We start from the raw sequence: 18861 nt of genomic DNA on the forward strand, positions 1-18861 counted from the left end.
GAGAAGTCAAGCACTTGATGATGAGTCAGTCGACTGCCTCTAAGCATCATCAAGCGGTGAGGAGCGTTGCTCGATCACCTGTTCCGTAAGGAGTGCGGCGTATTCTAGCGAATCGCCCGGGATTGTCAATCGATGATATCGAAGCGGACTTCAAAAACATCAAGTAAAACAACCACCTGCAAACCTCGTTTACCGCTGGTAACGCCATGCGTCCCCGGCAGCGGATGCGTACTTTACGCAGGAATCGGTTTGATGGCAAGGGCTTTTTGGCCAGATATCGCTGTCAATTCAAACAAGCTCATGCAGGCACTGCGTGCTCCAGCATCAACTGCAGTGACTCTCTTCCCCGCCAGCGATTGCGCGACAACTTGTAAGCACACTTCAGAGAGGCCCCGACGCCGAATGTAGGCGATTCCCCCGGCGACAGCGCACGGAACCAGATCGCCTTGAGGCGCGTACGCCCGAGCGAGAGCTCCAATGACAGGTGCGTGCCATCGGCACCTACCGACCTGAGGCTCTCGACCAGGAAGCTGCCCTCGAAGAGAGGCGCCTCGAACTCACGCCCGAAGGGCGCCAGACGCTCTAACTCATCCAGCGTCTCCAGACTCAACTGCCCTTCCACCAGCTCACCATCACTGAGAATCAAGGGATTGAGCGCCCTCTCCCCCAACTGCTCCGCGGCTGCCTGTTGCAGGGCACGAGTGAAGGTATCCTTTTCCGTCAGCGGCAAGCCCACTCCGGCGGCGCCGCGATGCCCACCGAAGCGCGGCAGACACTGCGGCGCGAGATCATGGGCGCGCTGCAGCGCATCCCGCAGGTGCAACCCTTCGATGGAGCGCCCGGAGCCCGTCAACATGCCGGGCACCGCAGCTGGTGTCAGCACGACGGTCGGTCGCCCGAACTGCTGCACCAGACGCGAAGCGACGATGCCCTGCACCCCGGGATGACCATCCTCCAAGTGGACCACGATCACCTGATGCCCTTCCCGCAAGGAGGTGAACGCCAGGGCACGCGCCGACTCCACCATCTCGGCCTCGATCGCCTTGCGGGACTGGTTGTCCTGATCGAGCACTTCCAGCGCACGCTGCGCTGCGCCATCTTCCCGCGCCAACATGAAATGCAGCGCGGCGTACGGGTCATCCAGACGCGAGCGGGCATTGATACGCGGCCCCATCTGGAAGGCCAGCGTCTCGGCATTGAAGGGCACGCTATCCGCCCCGAGCCGCTCTGCCATCGCGCGCCAGCAGGGTTCCTGCATACGGTTGATCAGCGTGAGGCCGAGATTGACCACCGCGCGATTGATCGCACTCCCCCCCAGTGACACACAGTCCGCCACCGTCCCCAGCGCCACATACGACAGCCATGGCGACAGCTTGGGGGCATCGCTCGGCAACCGGCCCTGTTCGATCAAGACATTGCGGGTCAGTGACATGGTCAGCCAGGCGACCATGCAGCCGGCAATGGTCGCATCGGGATAGGCGCAGTCATCTCGTGTCGGATTGACGGTCGCGTAGGCGGAAGCCGGCGGTCCTTCCTGAGGCAACGCATGGTGATCCGTCACCACCACCTCTATCCCCGCCTCCTTGAGCAACGCCAGACGCGCCTCATCACTGGAGCCGCAGTCCGCGGTCACGATCAGAGACGGGCGCGGCGACAGCGTCATGATGCGCTCGACCAGCGGCAGACTGATGCCATAGCCATCATGGATGCGATGGCCGATCAGGCTGTGCACGCGGTCGTAGGGCACATCGAACAGCTCGGTCAGCGTGCGCAGCATCACCACATGCGAGGTGATGCCATCCACGTCATAGTCGGTGAGGATGCCGATATGCTCCCCCTCGGCGACGGCGCGCGCGATGCGCTCTGCCGCGCGCCGGCCATCGGCCAGCCGTTCGGGATGCTCGATATGCCGGAGCGCCGGCGTGACCAGCGCCTCCAGGGGGGCCTTGCAGCTCTCCAGCGTCAGGCGCCCTGCCAGCACACGTGCCTGCAATTCGCTGAGCCCGGTCGCGATGCCCTGTTGATAGAGACGCTCGTCACGCACGCGCGGCTGAATGACCCGCGCAATGCTGGCCGCAAGCGTGCGCTCGTCCGGACGGCTCATGGAATCTTGCGAGAATGGGGGCGACACGGGGGAAGTGACAGACATGAATAGCTCCTGACAAACGACATGGCCGTCATCTCGGCAGCGGACTGCAGACATGACGGCCATGAAAAGATGACTGCCGATCACCCCGAACGGGCCAACCGGCAGTTGTTGCAATCACCCGCGGCGATTCTCGCGCACGAAGTCCTGCACTGCCGCCAATTCCGCCGGCAGTACGCTGTAACGCTCCTCGCGCTCCAGCAGGTCATGCAGATGCGGCGGCAGATCGACACCAGCAAAGCCGGCACGCGCCACGGCTTCGGCAAACTTGGCCGGATGCGCCGTCGCCAGCGTGATCATCGGCGTCGCGCTATCGGTACGGCAGACCTCAGCCGCACGATAGCCGGTTGCCGTATGCGGATCGAGAATCTCACCGGTGCGATGGTGCGCCTCACGGATGACTTCGAGGATCGTCTCGTCATCGACACTGTGACTGGAGAACAGCTCACGCAGCTTCGCCAGCGGGGCATCCGCCAGTGCTGCCGGTTCCCGCGAGAAGTGCTCGAGCAGCTCACGGATCGCCTGACCATCGCGGCCATAGGCTTCGAACAGCAGGCGCTCGAAGTTGGAGGACACCACGATATCCATCGACGGTGCCAGCGTCGCCTTCAGCTCCTGACGCGAGAAGTCATTGGAGGAGATGGTGCGATGCAGGATGTCGTTGGCGTTGGTGGCGATCACCAGCTGGCGCACCGGCAGCCCCATGCGCGAGGCCAGATAGCCGGCAAAGATGTTGCCGAAGTTGGCCGACGGCACCGTGAAACTGACCTGGCGCGCCGGAGCGCCCAGCGCCACACCGGCGGCCACGTAGTAGACGGTCTGGGCCATGATGCGCGCCCAGTTGATCGAGTTGACCGCGACCAGACGCGTGCCGTTCAGGAAGTCCTGATCGGCGAAGCTGGCCTTCACCATCGCCTGGGCATCATCGAAGTTGCCTTCGATGGCGATGTTGAAGACGTTGGGCGCCAGTACGGAGGTCATCTGGCGACGCTGCACTTCGGAGACACGGTTGTGCGGATGCAGAATGAAGATATCCACATGATCGCAGGCACGGCAGCCTTCGATGGCGGCAGAACCGGTATCGCCGGAGGTCGCGCCCATGATCACCGCACGCTCGCCGCGCTTGGCGAGGAAGTGATCCAGCAGGCGACCCAGCAGCTGCAGCGCGACATCCTTGAAGGCCAGCGTCGGGCCGTGGAACAGCTCCAGCAGGTAATGGTTGCTGTCGAGCTGATTGAGCGGCACGACGGCATCGTGACTGAAGGTCGCATAGGTCTCGCGCACGATGTCACGGAAGGTCTCGTCATCGATGGCGCCATCGACGAAGGGCTTCATGACACGGAAGGCGATTTCCGCGTAGGACTCACCGGCCATCGCCGTCAGTTCTTCGGCGCTGAACTGCGGCAGGGTTTCCGGCACGTACAGGCCGCCATCACTGGCAAGCCCCGTGAGAACCACATCTTCAAAACCGAGCGCCGGCGCCTGGCCGCGCGTGGAGATATAACGCATGTCGTGTCTTCCCGTGGCTCTTGCCACCGTTATGATTCTTGCTCTTCCGGCCTGCGCCGGCTGCCCAGCGAGGCGACGCCATCACCGTCGATAGCCCCGCCCCGTTTGCCCGCGATCAGGCGTTGTCGTCGAGATCCTCGACACGAATGCGCACCACGGAACCGGCGACATCCACCAGCGCTTCCAGCTGACGAATCGCTTCGTTCATGTGCAGTTCGCGCGCACGGTGCGTGAGCAGAATGATCGGCACCAGCTCGCCTTCGGTGGCCTCCTTCTGGATGATCGCCTCGATGGAGATACCCTGCTCGGAGAGAATCGACGCGACACGCGCCAGCACGCCCGGACGATCCACCGCATGCAGACGCAGGTAGCAGGCCGTCTCGATCTCTTCCATCGGCAGGATCGGCAGGGTGTCACCGTGCTGATTGATCTCGGCGAAGGCCAGATACGGCACGCGGTAGCGGTGGTCGGTGGCGATATCGCGCGCCACATCGAGCAGATCCGCCACGACGGCAGAGGCCGTCGGCTCGGCACCGGCGCCGGCACCATAGTAGAGGGTGGGGCCCACTGCATCGCCCATCACCTCGATGGCATTCTTGACGCCATGCACGTTGGCCAGCAGGCGCTCCTTGGGAATCAGCGTCGGATGCACGCGCAGCTCAAGCCCCTTGGCCGTGGCACGGGTGATCCCCAGGTGCTTGATGATATAGCCCAGGTTGTCGGCCTGCTCGATGTCATCGGCCGTGATGCGCGAGATGCCTTCGGTGTAGGCCTTGTCGAACTGCAGCGGCACGCCGAAGGCGATCGAGGCCAGGATGGTCAGCTTGTGCGCGGCATCGATGCCTTCGACATCGAAGGTCGGATCGGCTTCGGCATAGCCCAGCGCCTGCGCCTCGGCCAGCACGTCCTCGAAGCTGCGACCTTCATCACGCATCGCGCTGAGGATAAAGTTGCCGGTGCCGTTGATGATGCCGGCCAGCCACTGGATGCGGTTGGCACCCAAGCCTTCACGCAGCGACTTGATGACGGGAATGCCACCGGCCACTGCGGCTTCGAAGGCCACCATCACGCCCTTCTCGGCCGCGGCACGGAAGATCTCGTTGCCGTGGACGGCGATCAGCGCCTTGTTGGCGGTCACGACATGCTTGCCGTTGGCGATGGCTTCCATCACCAGCTGATAGGCGACATCGTAGCCGCCGATCAGCTCGACCAGCACGTCGATCTCGGGATTGCGCGCGACCTCGAAGATGTCGTGCGTGCGGCTGACGCCGGTGATATCGCAGTCAGGATTGTCGCGTCGTGCGCCGACCTGTTCGACGATGATCGGGCGTCCAGCACGACGCGCAATCTCATCGGCATTGCGAATCAGCACGTTATAAGTGCCGCCGCCTACGGTCCCTAGACCACAGATTCCTACTTTCACCGGTTTCAACGTCGCTTTCCTCTCTTGTTACGGTATCCAGCCTTGAGGGCCGCGCCACTGTCAGCGACGGCCTTGCCGATCTCACGTCGGTCTATTATCCAGACATCCTGCACGTACGTCTGTCGTGACCACGGTAGCAAGGCAGGACGCCCTGTCAACGCGCAGTCTTGTCGCCTGTGGCTCAGTCATCGATGCCCAGCATGCTGGCAAGACGCTCCACCGGCAGGTAGCCAGGCACCATCTGGCCATCCGGCATCACAATGGCCGGGGTGCCCTGCACTCCCATGCGCGTGCCCAGCTGATACTGGCTTTGCACCGGCGCATCGCAGCTGGCTGCCTGCTTGGGCACTTCGCCTTCATTCTTGATCTGGTTCATCGCCTCGGTGGGATTGTCCGCACACCACACCTGCGCCAGTTCACGCGCGCCCTGCGAGCGCATGCCACCGCGCGGGAAGGCCAGATAGCGCACTTCGATGCCACGCGCATTGAGCTCCGGCACTTCCTGGTGCAGCTTGCGGCAATACGGGCAGGTGGTATCGGTGAAGACACTGATCACCGCCTTGACCTCACCCGCCGGGCGGAAGATGACCATATCATCTTCACTGACCTCGGCCAGCAGCTTGAGGCGCTCGCCATTGGCCTTCTGCTCGCTGAGATTGACCAGCCCCTTGTCGCCATCATTGCGGTACATCTCACCCACGATCAGATGCTTGCCGTCGATATCGGTAAAGAAGCTCTCGCCACTGGTCAGGCGCACCTCATAGAGGCCATCGATGGGGCTCGAGGCCAGCGATTCGACCGGCAGCGGCTGGCCATTGACGACGAGCTTGTCGCGCAGATCATCCAGCGCATCAGCCTGGGCCAATGGCGCCACAAGCGTCAGCATGGCGCCGGCGCTCAGGAGGCGGATCGCACGGGACAGGGCCTGCGGACGACGGAAAGACTTGCTCATCAAACACTCCTTGGCGTCCGCGCGCAGAGGGAAGGACACTCAGCCACGCGGATGATGTTCGGCATGCAGACGCTCCAGACGCGCCTGGGCCACATGGGTATAGATCTGGGTCGTGGAAAGATCACGATGTCCCAGCAACAGCTGCACGACACGCAGGTTGGCACCGTGATTGAGCAGGTGCGTGGCGAAGGCATGGCGCAGCGTATGCGGTGACAGAGGCTTGCTGATGGCCGCAGTCACGGCGTGACGCCGGATGCGATGCCAGAAGGTCTGTCGCGTCATGGCCTTGTCGTGTCGGCCGGGAAACAGTGCCGGACGCGTCTGGTCGGCCATCATCGCAGGTCGGCCAACGGACAGCCAGCGTGACAACCAGTCACAGGCCTCCTCGCCCAGCGGCACCAGCCGCTCACGATCGCCCTTGCCGGTGACACGCACGACGCCCTGGCGCAGATTGAGCGCATCGACACTCAGGTTGACCAGCTCGCTGATGCGCAGCCCCGCCCCATAGAGCACTTCGAGCATGGTGCGGTCACGCAGCCCGATGGGCGTGTCGAGATCCGGCGCCTCCAGCAGGCGCTCGACCTCTTCCTCATCCAGCGTGCCCGGCAGGCTGGGAATCACGCGTGGCAGGCGCACCTCATGCAGCGGGTCCGCCTCGATCATGCCTTCGGCCAGCGCCCAGCGATAGAAGCGCCGCAATGCCGACAGCAGACGCGCCGTGGAGCGCAGCGCATGCGACTCACGCCGCGAGTCACAGAAGGCCTGCACCTGCTGCGGTGCCACGCTCAGCAAGGACACCGTGTCAGCGCCCGTCTCCGCCTGATCGGCCAACCAGCGCCGCCAGGCCGTGAGATCACTGCGATAGGCGCCGAGCGTATTGTCACTGGCACCCCGCTCTAGCCACAACGTATCGAGAAAGGCCTCGACCAACGCATCGTCGTCCATCATTCCCGCTTCCCCGTCCTGAATGACGCGCCATCCGCGCTCGCCGTGGCCGTCATGTACAGCGGCACCTGGCCTGCGTGAGCCTCGATTCTACCGTGATGCCCTGACGATGAAATGAACCCGCTGCAAGTCACGCCGGATTTCCCTGGTGCACAAACACGAAGACCCCGCCATGCGATGCATGGCGGGGTCTTCATATGGCGGAGGAGCAAGTGGCAATTCACTCCCCCGCAGTACTGCCGAGTTCTGCAGTCAGGGAATGCGGAGCGCTTAGCCCAGCTTTTCCTTGATGCGTGCAGACTTGCCGCTACGCTCACGGAGGTAGTACAGCTTGGCCTGACGGACGTCACCACGACGCTTGACGTCGATAGCGGCAACCTGCGGGCTGTAAGTCTGGAAGGTACGCTCGACGCCCACACCGTGGGAGATCTTGCGGACGGTGAAGGCGGAGTTCAGACCGCGGTTACGCTTGCCGATCACCACGCCTTCGAAGGCCTGCAGACGCTCGCGAGTACCTTCGACGACCTTGACCTGGACGACGATGGTGTCGCCCGGTGCAAAGGCCGGGATTTCCTTGGCCATCTGCTCGTTTTCGATCGCCTGGATCAGTTTATTCTTGCTGCTCATCGCTAGCTCCAAATTCGTTAGCATCAATCCTGGGATTGATGTTCGTCATGACCCCGGCACCGCAAACGGCCTTGAACACGGGGATCGACCTTGTGTGTGACGCGCCACGGAACTCCCGCAAGATGACTCCGGGCCGTGCCGCACCTCCGCCACGGTGGCGGCCTTCTCCTGACAGCGAACCTTCGGTTCGCAGCGGTCAGGCCTTGCCTTTCCGGGCGTGCTGCGCGATGAACTCGTCGAGCAGCTTGCGCTCCTCACGAGTCAACGTGCGACTCTCCAGCAAATCCGGACGCCTGAGCCAGGTACGTCCCAGAGACTGCTGCAACCGCCAGCGCTTGATCAGGGCATGATTGCCACTGAGCAGAACATCCGGCACCCGCTTGCCGTCGATGACTTCAGGGCGGGTATAGTGCGGACAATCGAGCAGGCCATCGGTGAAGGAATCTTCCTCCGCACTGGCTTCATGCCCGAGTACGCCCGGCACCAGGCGTGCCACCGTATCGATCAGGACCATGGCCGGCAGTTCCCCGCCAGACAGGACGTAATCGCCGATCGACCACTCCTCGTCGATCTCCTCTTCCACCACGCGCTCATCAATGCCTTCATAGCGTCCGGCCACCACGATCAGACGCTCTTGCGTCGCCAGTTCGCGGGCACCGGCCTGATCCAGCTTGCGGCCTTGCGGGGAGAGATAGATCACACGAGCGTTGTCACCGCCAGCGGCGCGGGCGTCACGAATGGCGCCACGCAGGGTCTCGACCTTCATCAACATGCCGGGACCACCGCCGTAGGGACGATCATCGACCGTACGGTGCCTGTCGGTGGCGTAGTCGCGAGGATTCCAGAAATCGACCTCGAGCAGGCCCTTGTCGACCGCTCGGCCGGTCACGCCACTGGCGGTAATCGCCGTGAACATTTCCGGAAACAGGCTCACTACACCAATCCACACAGGCGTCAGCTCTCTGTGCTTAACATCAGAATTCGGGATCCCAGTCGACGCTCATGCGCCCAGTGGTGAGATCCACATCGCGAACCACCTGATCGGGAAGGTACGGCACAAGCCGTTCCTTCTCATCGATGCTGTCGTCGTTCGGCTTTATCACCAGAACGTCGTTGGCACCGGTTTCCATCAGGGTGCTCACTTTCCCGAGGCGCTGGCCATCCAGCGTTACCACCTCGAGACCTTCCAGTTGATGCCAGTAGTACTCACCGACTTCCAGCTGCGGCAGGTGCTGCTTGGGCAGGAGAATCTCCGCCCCGGCCAGCTCCTGTGCTGCTTCGCGACTGTCGATACCTTCGAGCTGTGCCACCAGGCCCTTGCCATGGCGACGTGCCTGAGCGAGGCGGGCGGGAATCTGCTTCCCGTCCAGCTTCAGCATCCAGCCAGCGTAATCGAAGATGCCGTCAATCGGACTGGTGTAGGAATACACCTTGAGCCAGCCTTTGACGCCATAGGGGCTGGTAAGCTTCCCCATTACCACGACATCATCGTCATGCGATGACGCTGCGGTCGGCTGCGGGTTGTTCGGTTGAGTAGGCATCCTGGAATCAAGCCTGCTGCTTGCCAGCTTCCTTGATCAGCTGAGCGACACGGTCAGAGACCTGTGCGCCCTGCTGCTGCCAGTGAGCGACGCGCTCGAGATCGACGCGCAGACGCTCTTCCTGGCCGCGAGCGACCGGGTTGAAGAAGCCGACGCGCTCGATGAAGCGGCCATCACGGGCTGTGCGGGAATCAGCCACAGCGAGGTGGTAGAAGGGACGCTTCTTGGCGCCACCACGTGCCAGACGAATGGTAACCATTGCGTAATCTGTCCTTCGTGTTGAAGTGAAAATCGTGCCACAGAACTCGTCTTCGCATGGAGGGTCCACACGAAGAGGCGACATTCTACGGAAATTGGCAAGCCTTGGAAACCTTTTTCCAAGGCCATACACACGCTCCGTGGCACGGGACGTGCCACGGAGCGCAATTCCTGGGGTCAGCGCCCATGTCTCATCAGCGCTGCATCGGGCATCGGGTCAGCAATCAGCGACGCGGGAAGCGTCCGCCGCCCATGCCGCCGGGGCCACCCATACCGCCCATGCCACCCATACCGCCGGGGCCGCCAGGACCACCGCCACCGCCCATCATGCCGGACATGCCACGCATCATCTTCTGCATGCCACCTTTCTTGCCGGCCTTCTTCATCATCTTGGCCATCTGCTTGTGCTGCTTGAGCAGACGATTGAGGTCCGGCACCTGGGTACCGGAGCCCATGCAGATGCGGCGCTTGCGCGACCCATTGATGAGGTCCGGGTTGCGGCGTTCCTTGGGCGTCATGGAGTTGATCATCGCCTCCAGCTTGCCCAGCTCCTTCTCGCTGGCCTGGCTCTGGGCGACTTCCGCCAGCTGACCCATGCCCGGCAGCTTGGACATCAGACTGCCCATGCCACCCATGTTCTTGAGCTGCTGCAGCTGGTCACGGAAGTCCTCGAGATCGAAGCCTTCGCCTTTCTTGACCTTGCTGGCCAGCTGCTCGGCCTTGCTCTTGTCGACGGTGCGCTCGGCTTCCTCGATCAGCGACAGCATGTCGCCCATGCCGAGGATGCGCGAGGCGATACGGTCCGGGTGGAAGGGCTCGAGGGCGTCGACCTTCTCCCCCATGCCCATGAACTTGATCGGCTTGCCGGTGATGTGACGTACGGACAGGGCCGCACCGCCACGCGCATCACCGTCGGCCTTGGTCAGCACGACACCGGTCAGCGGCAAGGCTTCGTGGAAGGCCTTGGCGGTGTTGGCGGCATCCTGACCAGTCATCGCATCGACGACGAACAGCGTCTCGTCGGGATTGACGCTGCGGTGCAGGGCGGCGATCTCGTCCATCATGTCGGCATCGACATGCAGGCGACCGGCGGTATCGACCAGCACCACGTCGTGGAACTGGATACGCGCGTGCTTCATCGCCGCTTCGGCGATGGCCACCGGCTGCTGGGAGGAGTCGGAGGGGAAGAAATCGACCCCGACTTCCTTGGCCAGTGTTTCCAGCTGATCGATGGCGGCCGGACGATAGACGTCGGCCGAGACCACCAGCACCTTCTTCTTCTCGCGCTCGCGCAGGTAGCGTGCCAGCTTGGCGACGGTGGTCGTCTTGCCCGCACCCTGCAGGCCTGCCATCAGAATGACGGCCGGACTGCCCTTGAGCGTCAGACCTTCATTGGCTTCGCCCATGATCGCTTCCAGCTCCTGCTGGACGATCTTGACGAACTGCTGGCCCGGCGACAGGCTCTTGGACACTTCCTGACCGACGGCACGTTCGCGCACTCGCTCGATGAAGGCCTTGACCACCGGCAGCGCGACATCGGCTTCAAGCAACGCCTTGCGCACTTCGCGCAGGGTGTCCTTGATGTTGTCTTCCGTCAGCTTGGCCTGGCCGGTAATCGACTTCAGCGTATGCGACAGGCGATCACTCAAACTTTGAAACATGGGCCTCTCCGGCTAGGGACGTCTGGGGTCCGCGCTGCGGGGACGAGGGCGTAAGCCACCTCGTGACCGGCGCACGGCATGACGCCCCAGCGCGTGAATGGTTATCCTGTCGCGCATTATACGCACAGGGCGGCCGTGTCTCCATGCATGCAAGACTTGCAAGTCGCCATCACTGGCGATGACATGCATGAAGGAAGCAGCGCCGACAATCGTCATGCAATGCGGAGTCTGTCGCCGCGCAGGCCTCATCGCCCGCGAGAGCACGCGACAGGACACCGCGAGTGGATGCAATCCCGGCGGCGCATTCGGTATAGTCTCTGCAGATAGACAGTGCCTCATGCGAGGCCTGATCTCCCGCTACCCTCCGGCACCTGGACAACAGCACATGCAGGCTCTGCCTTTTGCCTCTCTGGCCATCATCTTCTATCTCGGCGCCGGCCTCTGGCAGGGCCTTACCCTGACACGCCGCGTCCCGGCACGCACGCGTCTGGTGCGCAGTCTGGCGCTGATCGCCGTCGCCTGCCATGCCGTCATCGTCTGGGTCACGCTCAACCACGGTGGCGCGCTGCACCTCGGACTGTTCGAGAGCGCGTCGCTTGTCAGCTGGGCCATCTGCCTGCTGCTGGTCATCGCCAGCCTGTTCAAGCCGGTGATCGCCGGAGGCGCGGCGCTGTTCCCGGTCGCCGCCGCCTGCGTGCTCGGCGTGATGAACCTGCCGAGCGCCACCACCGAGAACCCGCTCTCCCCCGGTCTGGTCGCCCACATCTTCACCTCGGTGGCGGCATTGGCCTTCTCCAGCATCGCGGCCATGCAGGCCGGACTGCTGTCGCTGCAGCAGCACGCGCTCAAGAAGCGCCATACCCGCGGCATCGTCCAGGTGCTGCCGGCACTGACCAGCATGGAACGCGCGCTGTTCGAGCTGATCTGGGCCGGCATGATCCTGCTCAGCGTGTCGATCATCAGCGGCACCATCTATCTGGACAACATGTTCGCCCAGCATCTGGCTCACAAGACGGTGCTCAGCCTCGGTGCTTGGATCATCTTCGCCGTGCTGCTGTTCGGGCATCACGTGCTGGGCTGGCGCGGCCAGCGTGCCGCCCGCTGGACACTGGGCGGCTGCCTGGTACTGGCGCTGGCCTTCTTCGGCACCAAGTTCGTGCTGCAAGTGGTATTTTCCCACTAAGCCCTGCCACCCCGACAGAGATCGCTCGCTGCGCCTGATGCATTGCAGCGAGCGTGTCAGTATCATGCGCCTAAATCCGCCACCGAGGACCCTTCACTCTTGAGCGACGACACCCCGTTGGGGCTGCTGTTCGGCCTACTGGTCATCCTGATCATCCTGTCTGCCTTCTTCTCGAGCTCCGAGACCGGCATGATGTCGATCAACCGCTACCGTCTCAGTCACCGTGCCAAGGGCGGTGAGCGCGGCGCCAAGCGTGTTACCCGCCTGCTTTCCCGCCCGGACCGCCTGATCGGCGTCATCCTGATCGGCAACAACTTCGTCAACAACCTGGCTGCCTCGCTGGCGACCATCATCGCGATCCATTACTTCGGTGATGTCTCGGGCCCGGCCGTCTCGACCGCCGTGCTGACCATCGTGGTGCTGATCTTTGCCGAAGTGACGCCCAAGACCATGGCCGCCGTGAACCCGGAGCGCATCGCCTATCCGGCCTCGCTGGTGCTGGAACCGTTGCTCAAGCTGCTCTACCCGCTGGTCTGGCTGGTCAACGGCATCTCCAATGGCCTGCTGCGCCTGTTCGGCGTACGCGATGTCAGCGGCGGCGCCGACAGCCTGACCCGCGACGAGCTGCGCACCGTGGTCCACGAAGCCGGCAGCATGATCCCGCGTCGCCACCAGGGCATGCTGCTGTCGATTCTCGATCTCGAGAACGTCACCGTCGATGACATCATGGTGCCGCGCCAGGAGATCTTCGGCATCGACCTGGACGATGACCTCGACATCATCCTCAGCCATATCCGCGCAAGTCAGCACACGCGGGTACCGGTCTACAAGGGCGACATCAACAACATCATCGGCATCCTGCACCTGCGCAACGCGGCGCGTTTCCTGTCGCTGGACGAGGTCACCAAGGCCTCCATCATCCAGGAAGCCCGCGAGCCCTACTTCATCCCGGAATCCACGCCGCTGCATACCCAGTTGCTCAACTTCCAGAAGCAGAAGCGCCGCATCGGCATCGTGGTCGACGAGTATGGCGATGTGCAGGGGCTGGCGACGCTGGAGGACATCCTCGAGGAGATCGTCGGCGAGTTCACTACCGATGTCGCCGGTACGCATCAGGAGATCCACCCGCAGGACAACGGCAGCTACGTGATCGAAGGCACCGCCAACATCCGCGAGATCAACAAGGCCATCGGCTGGCAGCTGCCGACTGACGGTCCCAAGACGCTCAACGGCCTGATTCTGGAACATCTGGAATCCTTCCCAGATGCCCCGGCCAGTCTCGCCATCGGCACCACGCGCATCGAGATCCAGCAGGTGAAGGACAACCAGATCACCTCGGCACGCTGCTGGCAGGCGGCTCGCACCACGCGCAGCTGACGCCCTCCCGCATTGTCACGCAGCACGGCACTCTCGACGACAGGCCCGCCAATTGGCGGGCCTGTCGCGTCTGGGGCACGCCAACTCGCCCAGGTGCTCATTTGCAGGTGCTCATTTGCAGGTGCTCATTTGCAGGAGCTCAGACACAGCTGCTCAGGTGCAAGAACCAGCTGCAATACGGTGTTGCAGACCACGACACGCAAGCGGCCCGAACCCACGCTATGCTGTGCGCGTTCGCGCTGCCCGCCAGCGCCAGACGTCACGGACCTGCGCCAGAGCAGGCTGACTCACCGCTCCCCCTGCAATGCCCCACAACCTTCGAATGGCCCTCATGACTTCAGCTTCCGCCCCAACGGCGACCCCCGCCCTGCATCGACAACCTCACTTCACCGTGCTGCTGGCCCTGATGGTGGCCCTTGCCCCGCTATCGATGGATGCCTTCCTGCCCGCGATCCCCGCCATGGCCGCGGAATTCGGTGTCGATCACTCCCGCCTCGGCCTGACCATCACCTTCTTCCTGGCCGGCTACGCCTTCGGTCAGCTGAGTGGTGGCCCGCTGTCGGACAGCCTGGGCCGTCGCCCGATCGCGCTGGGCGGCATCGTGCTGTTCTTGATCGCGAGTCTCGGCTGCGCCATGACGCATAGCCTGGAATGGCTGATGGTCTTCCGTGTCCTGCAGGGAATCGCGACCGGCATGACCGGCGGCGTCTCTCGCACCGTGGTGCGCGATGTCGCGACCGGCAAGGACGCCGCGCGCCTGATGACCAACGTCATGATGGTGCTGATGGCAGCCCCGCTGGTCGCCCCCAGCCTCGGCGCTCTCATCCTGGCGCTGAGCACCTGGCAGATGGTCTTCATCGGCCTGGCCGTCTATGGCGTGATCGCCGGAGTCGCCATTCGCCAGTGGCTGCCGGAGACCCTGCCTGCCAGCGAGCGTTCACCGCTCAGCCTGCGCGGCGCATTGGCCAGCTATCGCACGGTACTGACCACGCGCGGCGTCCCCGGGCACCTGATGCTGCTGCTGTGCGGACCCGGCATCATGTTCACCTTCCTGACCAACGCGAGCTATCTCTATCAGGGCGTGCTGGGGCTGAACTCCGGTGAGTTCGCGCTGGCCTTCGGCGCCAATGTCGGCGCGATGCTGATCGGCAACCGTCTCAACCACTTCGGCCTCAAGCATCTGCGCACGCGCAAGCTGGTTCAGGTAGCGCTGTGCATGCAGGGGATCGGCATCACCTGGCTGATCTCGCTGGTCATCACCGACAACGTCCAGGTCGCCACCCTGATTCCGGGCATCCTGTTCGTGCTGGGCGCCGGCGGCATGATCACGCCCAACGTGATGGCCGACTACCAGTCGCTGTTCGCACGTGGCCATGGTGCCGCCAATGCCATCTCCGGCACGGTGCTGTATCTCGGCGGCGGCCTCTATGGCGCCCTGGCCAGCCTGTGGCTGAGCGGCGATGACATGCTGGCGGTGCCGCTGGTCATGCTGGGCGCCTGGGCCATCGGTGGCTTCGGCTTCTGGGTCACGCGCCACACCGCTCCCTCCGAGCAGTCCAGCGACTGACGCGACGCCGCGCTCGACGCCAGCAGCCATCCGCTGGTCGCCAGAACGAGAAATGCCGCCCCTGCCTGACGATCGTGTCGGCATGGGCGGCATTTTCATGCAGCACTGATAAAAGTGAGCGGCTAGCGGGAGCGCGCCAGGCGTGTCGCCTTGCGATGCAGATCACGCACCGCCTCTTCGAGCTCCACCGCCTTGGTGCCGACAGGGTCGAAGGTACGCCCGACACACAGCTCTACCCGCCCGCGCAGGCGCCGCGGAAACTTGGCGAAGGCAGGCCCGCCGCCGTGGGAGAACCAGGAGCCCCACAGACCGCCCAGCGCCATCGGAATCACCGGCACCGGATCACGCGCCAGAATCAACTCCAGCCCGCGCCGGAAGCGACCGACCTCACCGTCACGCGTCAGCTTGCCCTCGGGGAAGATCATCACGACTTCTCCCTCGCGCAGCGCCTTGCCGACTTCCTCCAGCGAGCGGCGCACCCCTGCCGGGTCCTTGCGTGAGGAATCCACCGGAATCGCCCCGGCGATGCGGAAGAACCACTTCAGCCACGGCGAGTGATAGATCTCGGCATCCATCAGGAAACGCAGCGGGCGCGGACTGGCCCCGCCCAGAATCAGCGCATCCATGAAGCTGACGTGATTGCACACCACCAGCGCCGCCCCTTCCGCCGGTATCCGCCAGCGCCCCTTGAGGTGCAGGCGATACATCAGGTGGATGAGGATGAAGATATTGAGGCGCAGGAAGGGCCGCGGGTCACGCAGCATGCAGACCACCGCGATCAGCCCGCTGATCAGGGACAGCAGCAGCAGGAAGTCCGGGATATCGCGCCCCATCACGCCCAGCACCAGAATGCCGGCACCGGCTGACAGCACCATCAGCAGGGCATTGAGCACGTTGTTGGCCGCGATCATGCGCGCGCGGTGATCTTCAGGACTGCGGATCTGCAGCAGGGTGTAAAGCGGCACGATATAGAGGCCGCCACCGAAGCCGATGACACCGAGATCCAGCCACATGCGCCAGAAACCGGCGATGCCCAGCAGCTCGATCAGCGGTGTGGCCATCTGTGCCTCGGCCAGTGCCGGGCGCAGGGCAAGATCCAGCCCGCCAGCGAAGATGATCAGCGCGCCGAAGGGCACCAGTCCCGTCTCGAGACGCCCGCGCGAGACACGCTCACAGGCCAGCGACCCCAGCCCGATACCGATGGCAAAGGCCGCCAGCAAGGCAGAGGTCGCCCCTTCAGCCCCATGCACGATATCGCGCGCATAGGCCGGCAACTGCGTCAGATAGCTGGCGCCGAGGAACCAGAAGGCACTGATGCCCAGCAGCGCCCAGCGTAGCCGGCGATTGCTCAGCCCTTCACGCATCACCGCGATGCTGCCGGAGAGCGGACGCCACGGTACGGGGCCGGGCGAAGCGGAGGGTGCCGGCGGAATCTTGCCGGCCGCCATCGCGCCCAGCAGGGACAGCGAGACCAGCGACGCGGAGAGCGCCCAGCGTGCCAGCTCGCCGCCCAGTGCCATCAAGGCCGCGGCGGCAAGGGTACCGATCAGGATGGCGAGGAAGGTGCCCAGCTCGACCCAGGCATTGCCGCTGACCAGCTCATCCGGCTTGAGGTGCTGGGGCAGGATGGCGTACTTGACCGGGCCGAAGAGCGCCGACTGGGTGCCCATCATGAACAACAGCGCCAGCAGCAACTCCCAGGCCTCGAAGATCAAGGCGCCGGCCGCCACGCTCATGGTGGCCAGCTCCAGCCACTTGAGCCGCACGATCAGGCGCTGCTTGTCGAGGCGGTCAGCCAACAGACCGCCCCAGGCGGAGAACAGCAGAAAAGGCAGGATGAACAGACCGGCCGCCAGGTTGTTGACGATGCCGGTGTCCCAGCCCCGCTGCTCGATGACCACGAAGGTCATCAGCAGCAGCAAGGCGTTCTTGAACAGATTGTCATTGAAGGCCCCGAGGGCCTGGGTCCAGAAGAAGGGCGCAAAACGGGGTCGCCGGAGCAGTTCTCGACTCATTTGCCAGCTTCCGTGGCATCCCCCGCACACGCAGCCTCGCTGCGTACCTTGAGCCCCGCCAACATGGTGTCCAGCAACTGATCGAGCAGCTCCGTCACTTCCAGTGGCTGCCCCTGCCAGAGTCCCAGACGCTCGTTCATGCCCAGCTGCACCAGACCGTGCACGCTACCCCACAGCGTGCGCGCCATGCGCTTGGCCTCGACGGACTCGACGCGTGGGGCGTACTCGACCAGGGCCCCCTCCACACGCTCGAACAGCCCTTCGATCATCGCGTTCTGACGCTGGTCCAGCTCCCCTTCCTGGGCGAGCGGGAAGTCGAACAGCAGCTGCCAGCGGTAAGGGTCGCGCTGGGCGAAGCCCCAGTAGGCGCGCGCCAGTGCCTTGAGGCGCTCCGAAGGACTCGGCGTCTCCTGTCCGGCTATCGCATCGCGCAGCCTGTCCAGCGTCGCCAGATTGACGTGCTGGAGCAGGTTGCCGAAGCTGCCATAAAGCTTGAGCAGGGTGCTGGGCGCACAACCGACTTCGCGAGCCAGGTTGCGCAGAGACAGGGCGTGAACGGGCTGCTCTTTGAGCCATTCATCGCAGGTCTCCATTACCCGCGCATGCAGCGCTTCCGGTGCATGCTGACGTGGACGGGCCATCGAATTCCTCTGATGCTTGAGATGCGTTACCGCGTAGCGAATCTGACGCGGTGTGTGTTCGGACAGCACGGGTGGGCAAAGGGTTGCGACGCCTAGCGGGCATCTCTTGGAGCACCCCGTATCGGTCATTGAATCGAACAGTGTTTCCGTCCAGCATATCGAGACTGAGCACAAACGCAAGCACCACCAAGGTGTGGCATGCTGGCATTCGTGGCGTGCAGCGCGATCCACACCCCATCTCAGGCAGCAGCTGCCGCTGCATGTTCCCTTCGCCTCATCGCCTCAAAGGATTCTCGTGGCCGGTCGTCTGTATATCCCCCCCTACCCCGCTGACCTGCCCCCCGACGAACTGTTCGGGTCGCTGGCGACTCCCGCGCTCGAACGCCAGTTGCGCAGCGAACTGCTGGTCAGCGCCAATCGCGCCCCGCGCATGCCCGCCTCGATGCTGCGCCTGGAAGGCCCCCGCCTGCGCCTGGTGCCGGCACTCTGGGGCCTGACTCCCAGCTGGCTGGAGATCATGGACCACGCCCCGCACGTGGCGCGGGCAGAGTCGCTGGAAACGCGACGCATGTTCCGCGAGTCGTTCATCAGCCAGCGGGCACTGATCCCCGTCGGCGGTGTCTATGTGTGGAAGGAACAACCGCGCATGAAGCAGCCGTTTCTGGTCACGCACCCGACCCGCGCCCCGCTGTTGCTGGCCGCCCTGTGGACGCGCCACTTCAGCGCCCCCCTGATGGAGGGGCTGCCCCCCGAGGGGCGCGACAGCTTCGCGCTGATCAGTGTCGAGTGTGCCGGGGTCACATCACGTTTGACCGATCGCATGCCCGCCGTGATCGCGCCGCATCAGGTACGCGACTGGCTGAATGCCGAGACGCCGCTGGAGACGGTACGCAGCATGCTGACGCCGAACGCCAGCCTGGCCGCCTTCCCGGTCGCACGCCTCGTCAACGACCCCGAGCATCAGGAGTGGAGCGTCGCCCACCCCACCGGCCCGATGCTGACCTGAATCCGCCTGC

16 protein-coding genes are annotated in these 18861 nt (G+C 63.9%); 4 read left to right on the forward strand and 12 right to left on the reverse strand.

Annotated features, from left to right (window positions below; all coding sequences use genetic code 11):
• Window positions 1-298: 298 nt before the first annotated feature.
• The 10 genes from AOG28_RS16755 to ffh all read right to left on the reverse strand — a co-directional run bounded on the left by AOG28_RS16755 (window position 299) and on the right by ffh (window position 11062).
• Window positions 299-2104: a single-stranded-DNA-specific exonuclease RecJ gene (locus AOG28_RS16755; protein WP_054557290.1), complete on the reverse strand. Its 1806-nt coding sequence runs from the start codon at window positions 2102-2104 to the stop codon at window positions 299-301.
• Between the two features lie 159 nt (window positions 2105-2263).
• The gene (gene thrC / locus AOG28_RS16760) at window positions 2264-3655 is read right to left on the reverse strand and encodes a threonine synthase (protein ID WP_043336430.1); all 1392 of its coding nucleotides are present in this window, start codon (window positions 3653-3655) and stop codon (window positions 2264-2266) included.
• A gap of 115 nt (window positions 3656-3770) precedes the next feature.
• On the reverse strand, window positions 3771-5087 hold the full coding sequence (locus AOG28_RS16765; RefSeq protein ID WP_054557271.1) for a homoserine dehydrogenase: 1317 nt from the start codon (window positions 5085-5087) through the stop codon (window positions 3771-3773).
• A gap of 172 nt (window positions 5088-5259) precedes the next feature.
• The gene (locus AOG28_RS16770; RefSeq protein ID WP_054557272.1) at window positions 5260-6030 is read right to left on the reverse strand and encodes a DsbC family protein; all 771 of its coding nucleotides are present in this window, start codon (window positions 6028-6030) and stop codon (window positions 5260-5262) included.
• A 39-nt stretch (window positions 6031-6069) separates the two neighbouring features.
• Window positions 6070-6975 (reverse strand): site-specific tyrosine recombinase XerD, encoded by a 906-nt coding sequence (gene xerD / locus AOG28_RS16775; protein WP_054557291.1) that lies wholly within the window; start codon window positions 6973-6975, stop codon window positions 6070-6072.
• A 270-nt stretch (window positions 6976-7245) separates the two neighbouring features.
• A complete protein-coding gene (rplS, locus tag AOG28_RS16780; RefSeq protein ID WP_043336437.1) occupies window positions 7246-7602 on the reverse strand; it encodes a 50S ribosomal protein L19 in 357 nt (118 codons plus the stop codon).
• 196 nt (window positions 7603-7798) lie between these two features.
• Entirely contained in the window at window positions 7799-8551 is a 753-nt protein-coding gene (gene trmD / locus AOG28_RS16785) for a tRNA (guanosine(37)-N1)-methyltransferase TrmD (RefSeq protein ID WP_043336440.1), read from the reverse strand.
• Window positions 8552-8576: 25 nt separating this feature from the next.
• Window positions 8577-9143 carry a ribosome maturation factor RimM gene (gene rimM / locus AOG28_RS16790; RefSeq protein ID WP_082388946.1) on the reverse strand — a complete coding sequence of 189 codons (567 nt, stop codon included), beginning with the start codon at window positions 9141-9143 and terminating at the stop codon, window positions 8577-8579.
• A gap of 7 nt (window positions 9144-9150) precedes the next feature.
• Window positions 9151-9402 carry a 30S ribosomal protein S16 gene (rpsP, locus tag AOG28_RS16795; RefSeq protein ID WP_043336448.1) on the reverse strand — a complete coding sequence of 84 codons (252 nt, stop codon included), beginning with the start codon at window positions 9400-9402 and terminating at the stop codon, window positions 9151-9153.
• Window positions 9403-9625: 223 nt separating this feature from the next.
• On the reverse strand, window positions 9626-11062 hold the full coding sequence (gene ffh, locus AOG28_RS16800; protein WP_054557273.1) for a signal recognition particle protein: 1437 nt from the start codon (window positions 11060-11062) through the stop codon (window positions 9626-9628).
• Window positions 11063-11447: 385 nt separating this feature from the next.
• Here ffh and AOG28_RS16805 point away from each other — a divergent pair, with 385 nt between their 5' ends.
• The 3 genes from AOG28_RS16805 to AOG28_RS16815 all read left to right on the forward strand — a co-directional run bounded on the left by AOG28_RS16805 (window position 11448) and on the right by AOG28_RS16815 (window position 15189).
• Entirely contained in the window at window positions 11448-12245 is a 798-nt protein-coding gene (locus AOG28_RS16805; protein WP_054557274.1) for a cytochrome C assembly family protein, read from the forward strand.
• A gap of 99 nt (window positions 12246-12344) precedes the next feature.
• Window positions 12345-13622, forward strand: a complete 1278-nt coding sequence (locus AOG28_RS16810; RefSeq protein ID WP_043336457.1) for an HlyC/CorC family transporter — start codon at window positions 12345-12347, stop codon at window positions 13620-13622.
• 331 nt (window positions 13623-13953) lie between these two features.
• Window positions 13954-15189: a multidrug effflux MFS transporter gene (locus tag AOG28_RS16815; protein WP_160317893.1), complete on the forward strand. Its 1236-nt coding sequence runs from the start codon at window positions 13954-13956 to the stop codon at window positions 15187-15189.
• 122 nt (window positions 15190-15311) lie between these two features.
• Here AOG28_RS16815 and AOG28_RS16820 read toward each other — a convergent pair whose 3' ends face one another.
• Both AOG28_RS16820 and AOG28_RS16825 read right to left on the reverse strand, forming a co-directional pair.
• Window positions 15312-17204, reverse strand: a complete 1893-nt coding sequence (locus tag AOG28_RS16820) for an MFS transporter (protein ID WP_054557276.1) — start codon at window positions 17202-17204, stop codon at window positions 15312-15314.
• On the reverse strand, window positions 17201-17845 hold the full coding sequence (locus AOG28_RS16825) for a TetR/AcrR family transcriptional regulator (protein WP_043336466.1): 645 nt from the start codon (window positions 17843-17845) through the stop codon (window positions 17201-17203). The genes AOG28_RS16820 and AOG28_RS16825 overlap by 4 nt, the downstream gene beginning before the upstream one ends.
• 295 nt (window positions 17846-18140) lie before the next feature.
• Between AOG28_RS16825 and AOG28_RS16830 the strand changes: the two genes are divergently transcribed.
• Window positions 18141-18851: an SOS response-associated peptidase gene (locus AOG28_RS16830; protein WP_082388948.1), complete on the forward strand. Its 711-nt coding sequence runs from the start codon at window positions 18141-18143 to the stop codon at window positions 18849-18851.
• Window positions 18852-18861: the final 10 nt, after the last annotated feature.

The organism is Cobetia sp. UCD-24C (assembly GCF_001306765.1).
Classification (GTDB): domain Bacteria; phylum Pseudomonadota; class Gammaproteobacteria; order Pseudomonadales; family Halomonadaceae; genus Cobetia; species Cobetia amphilecti.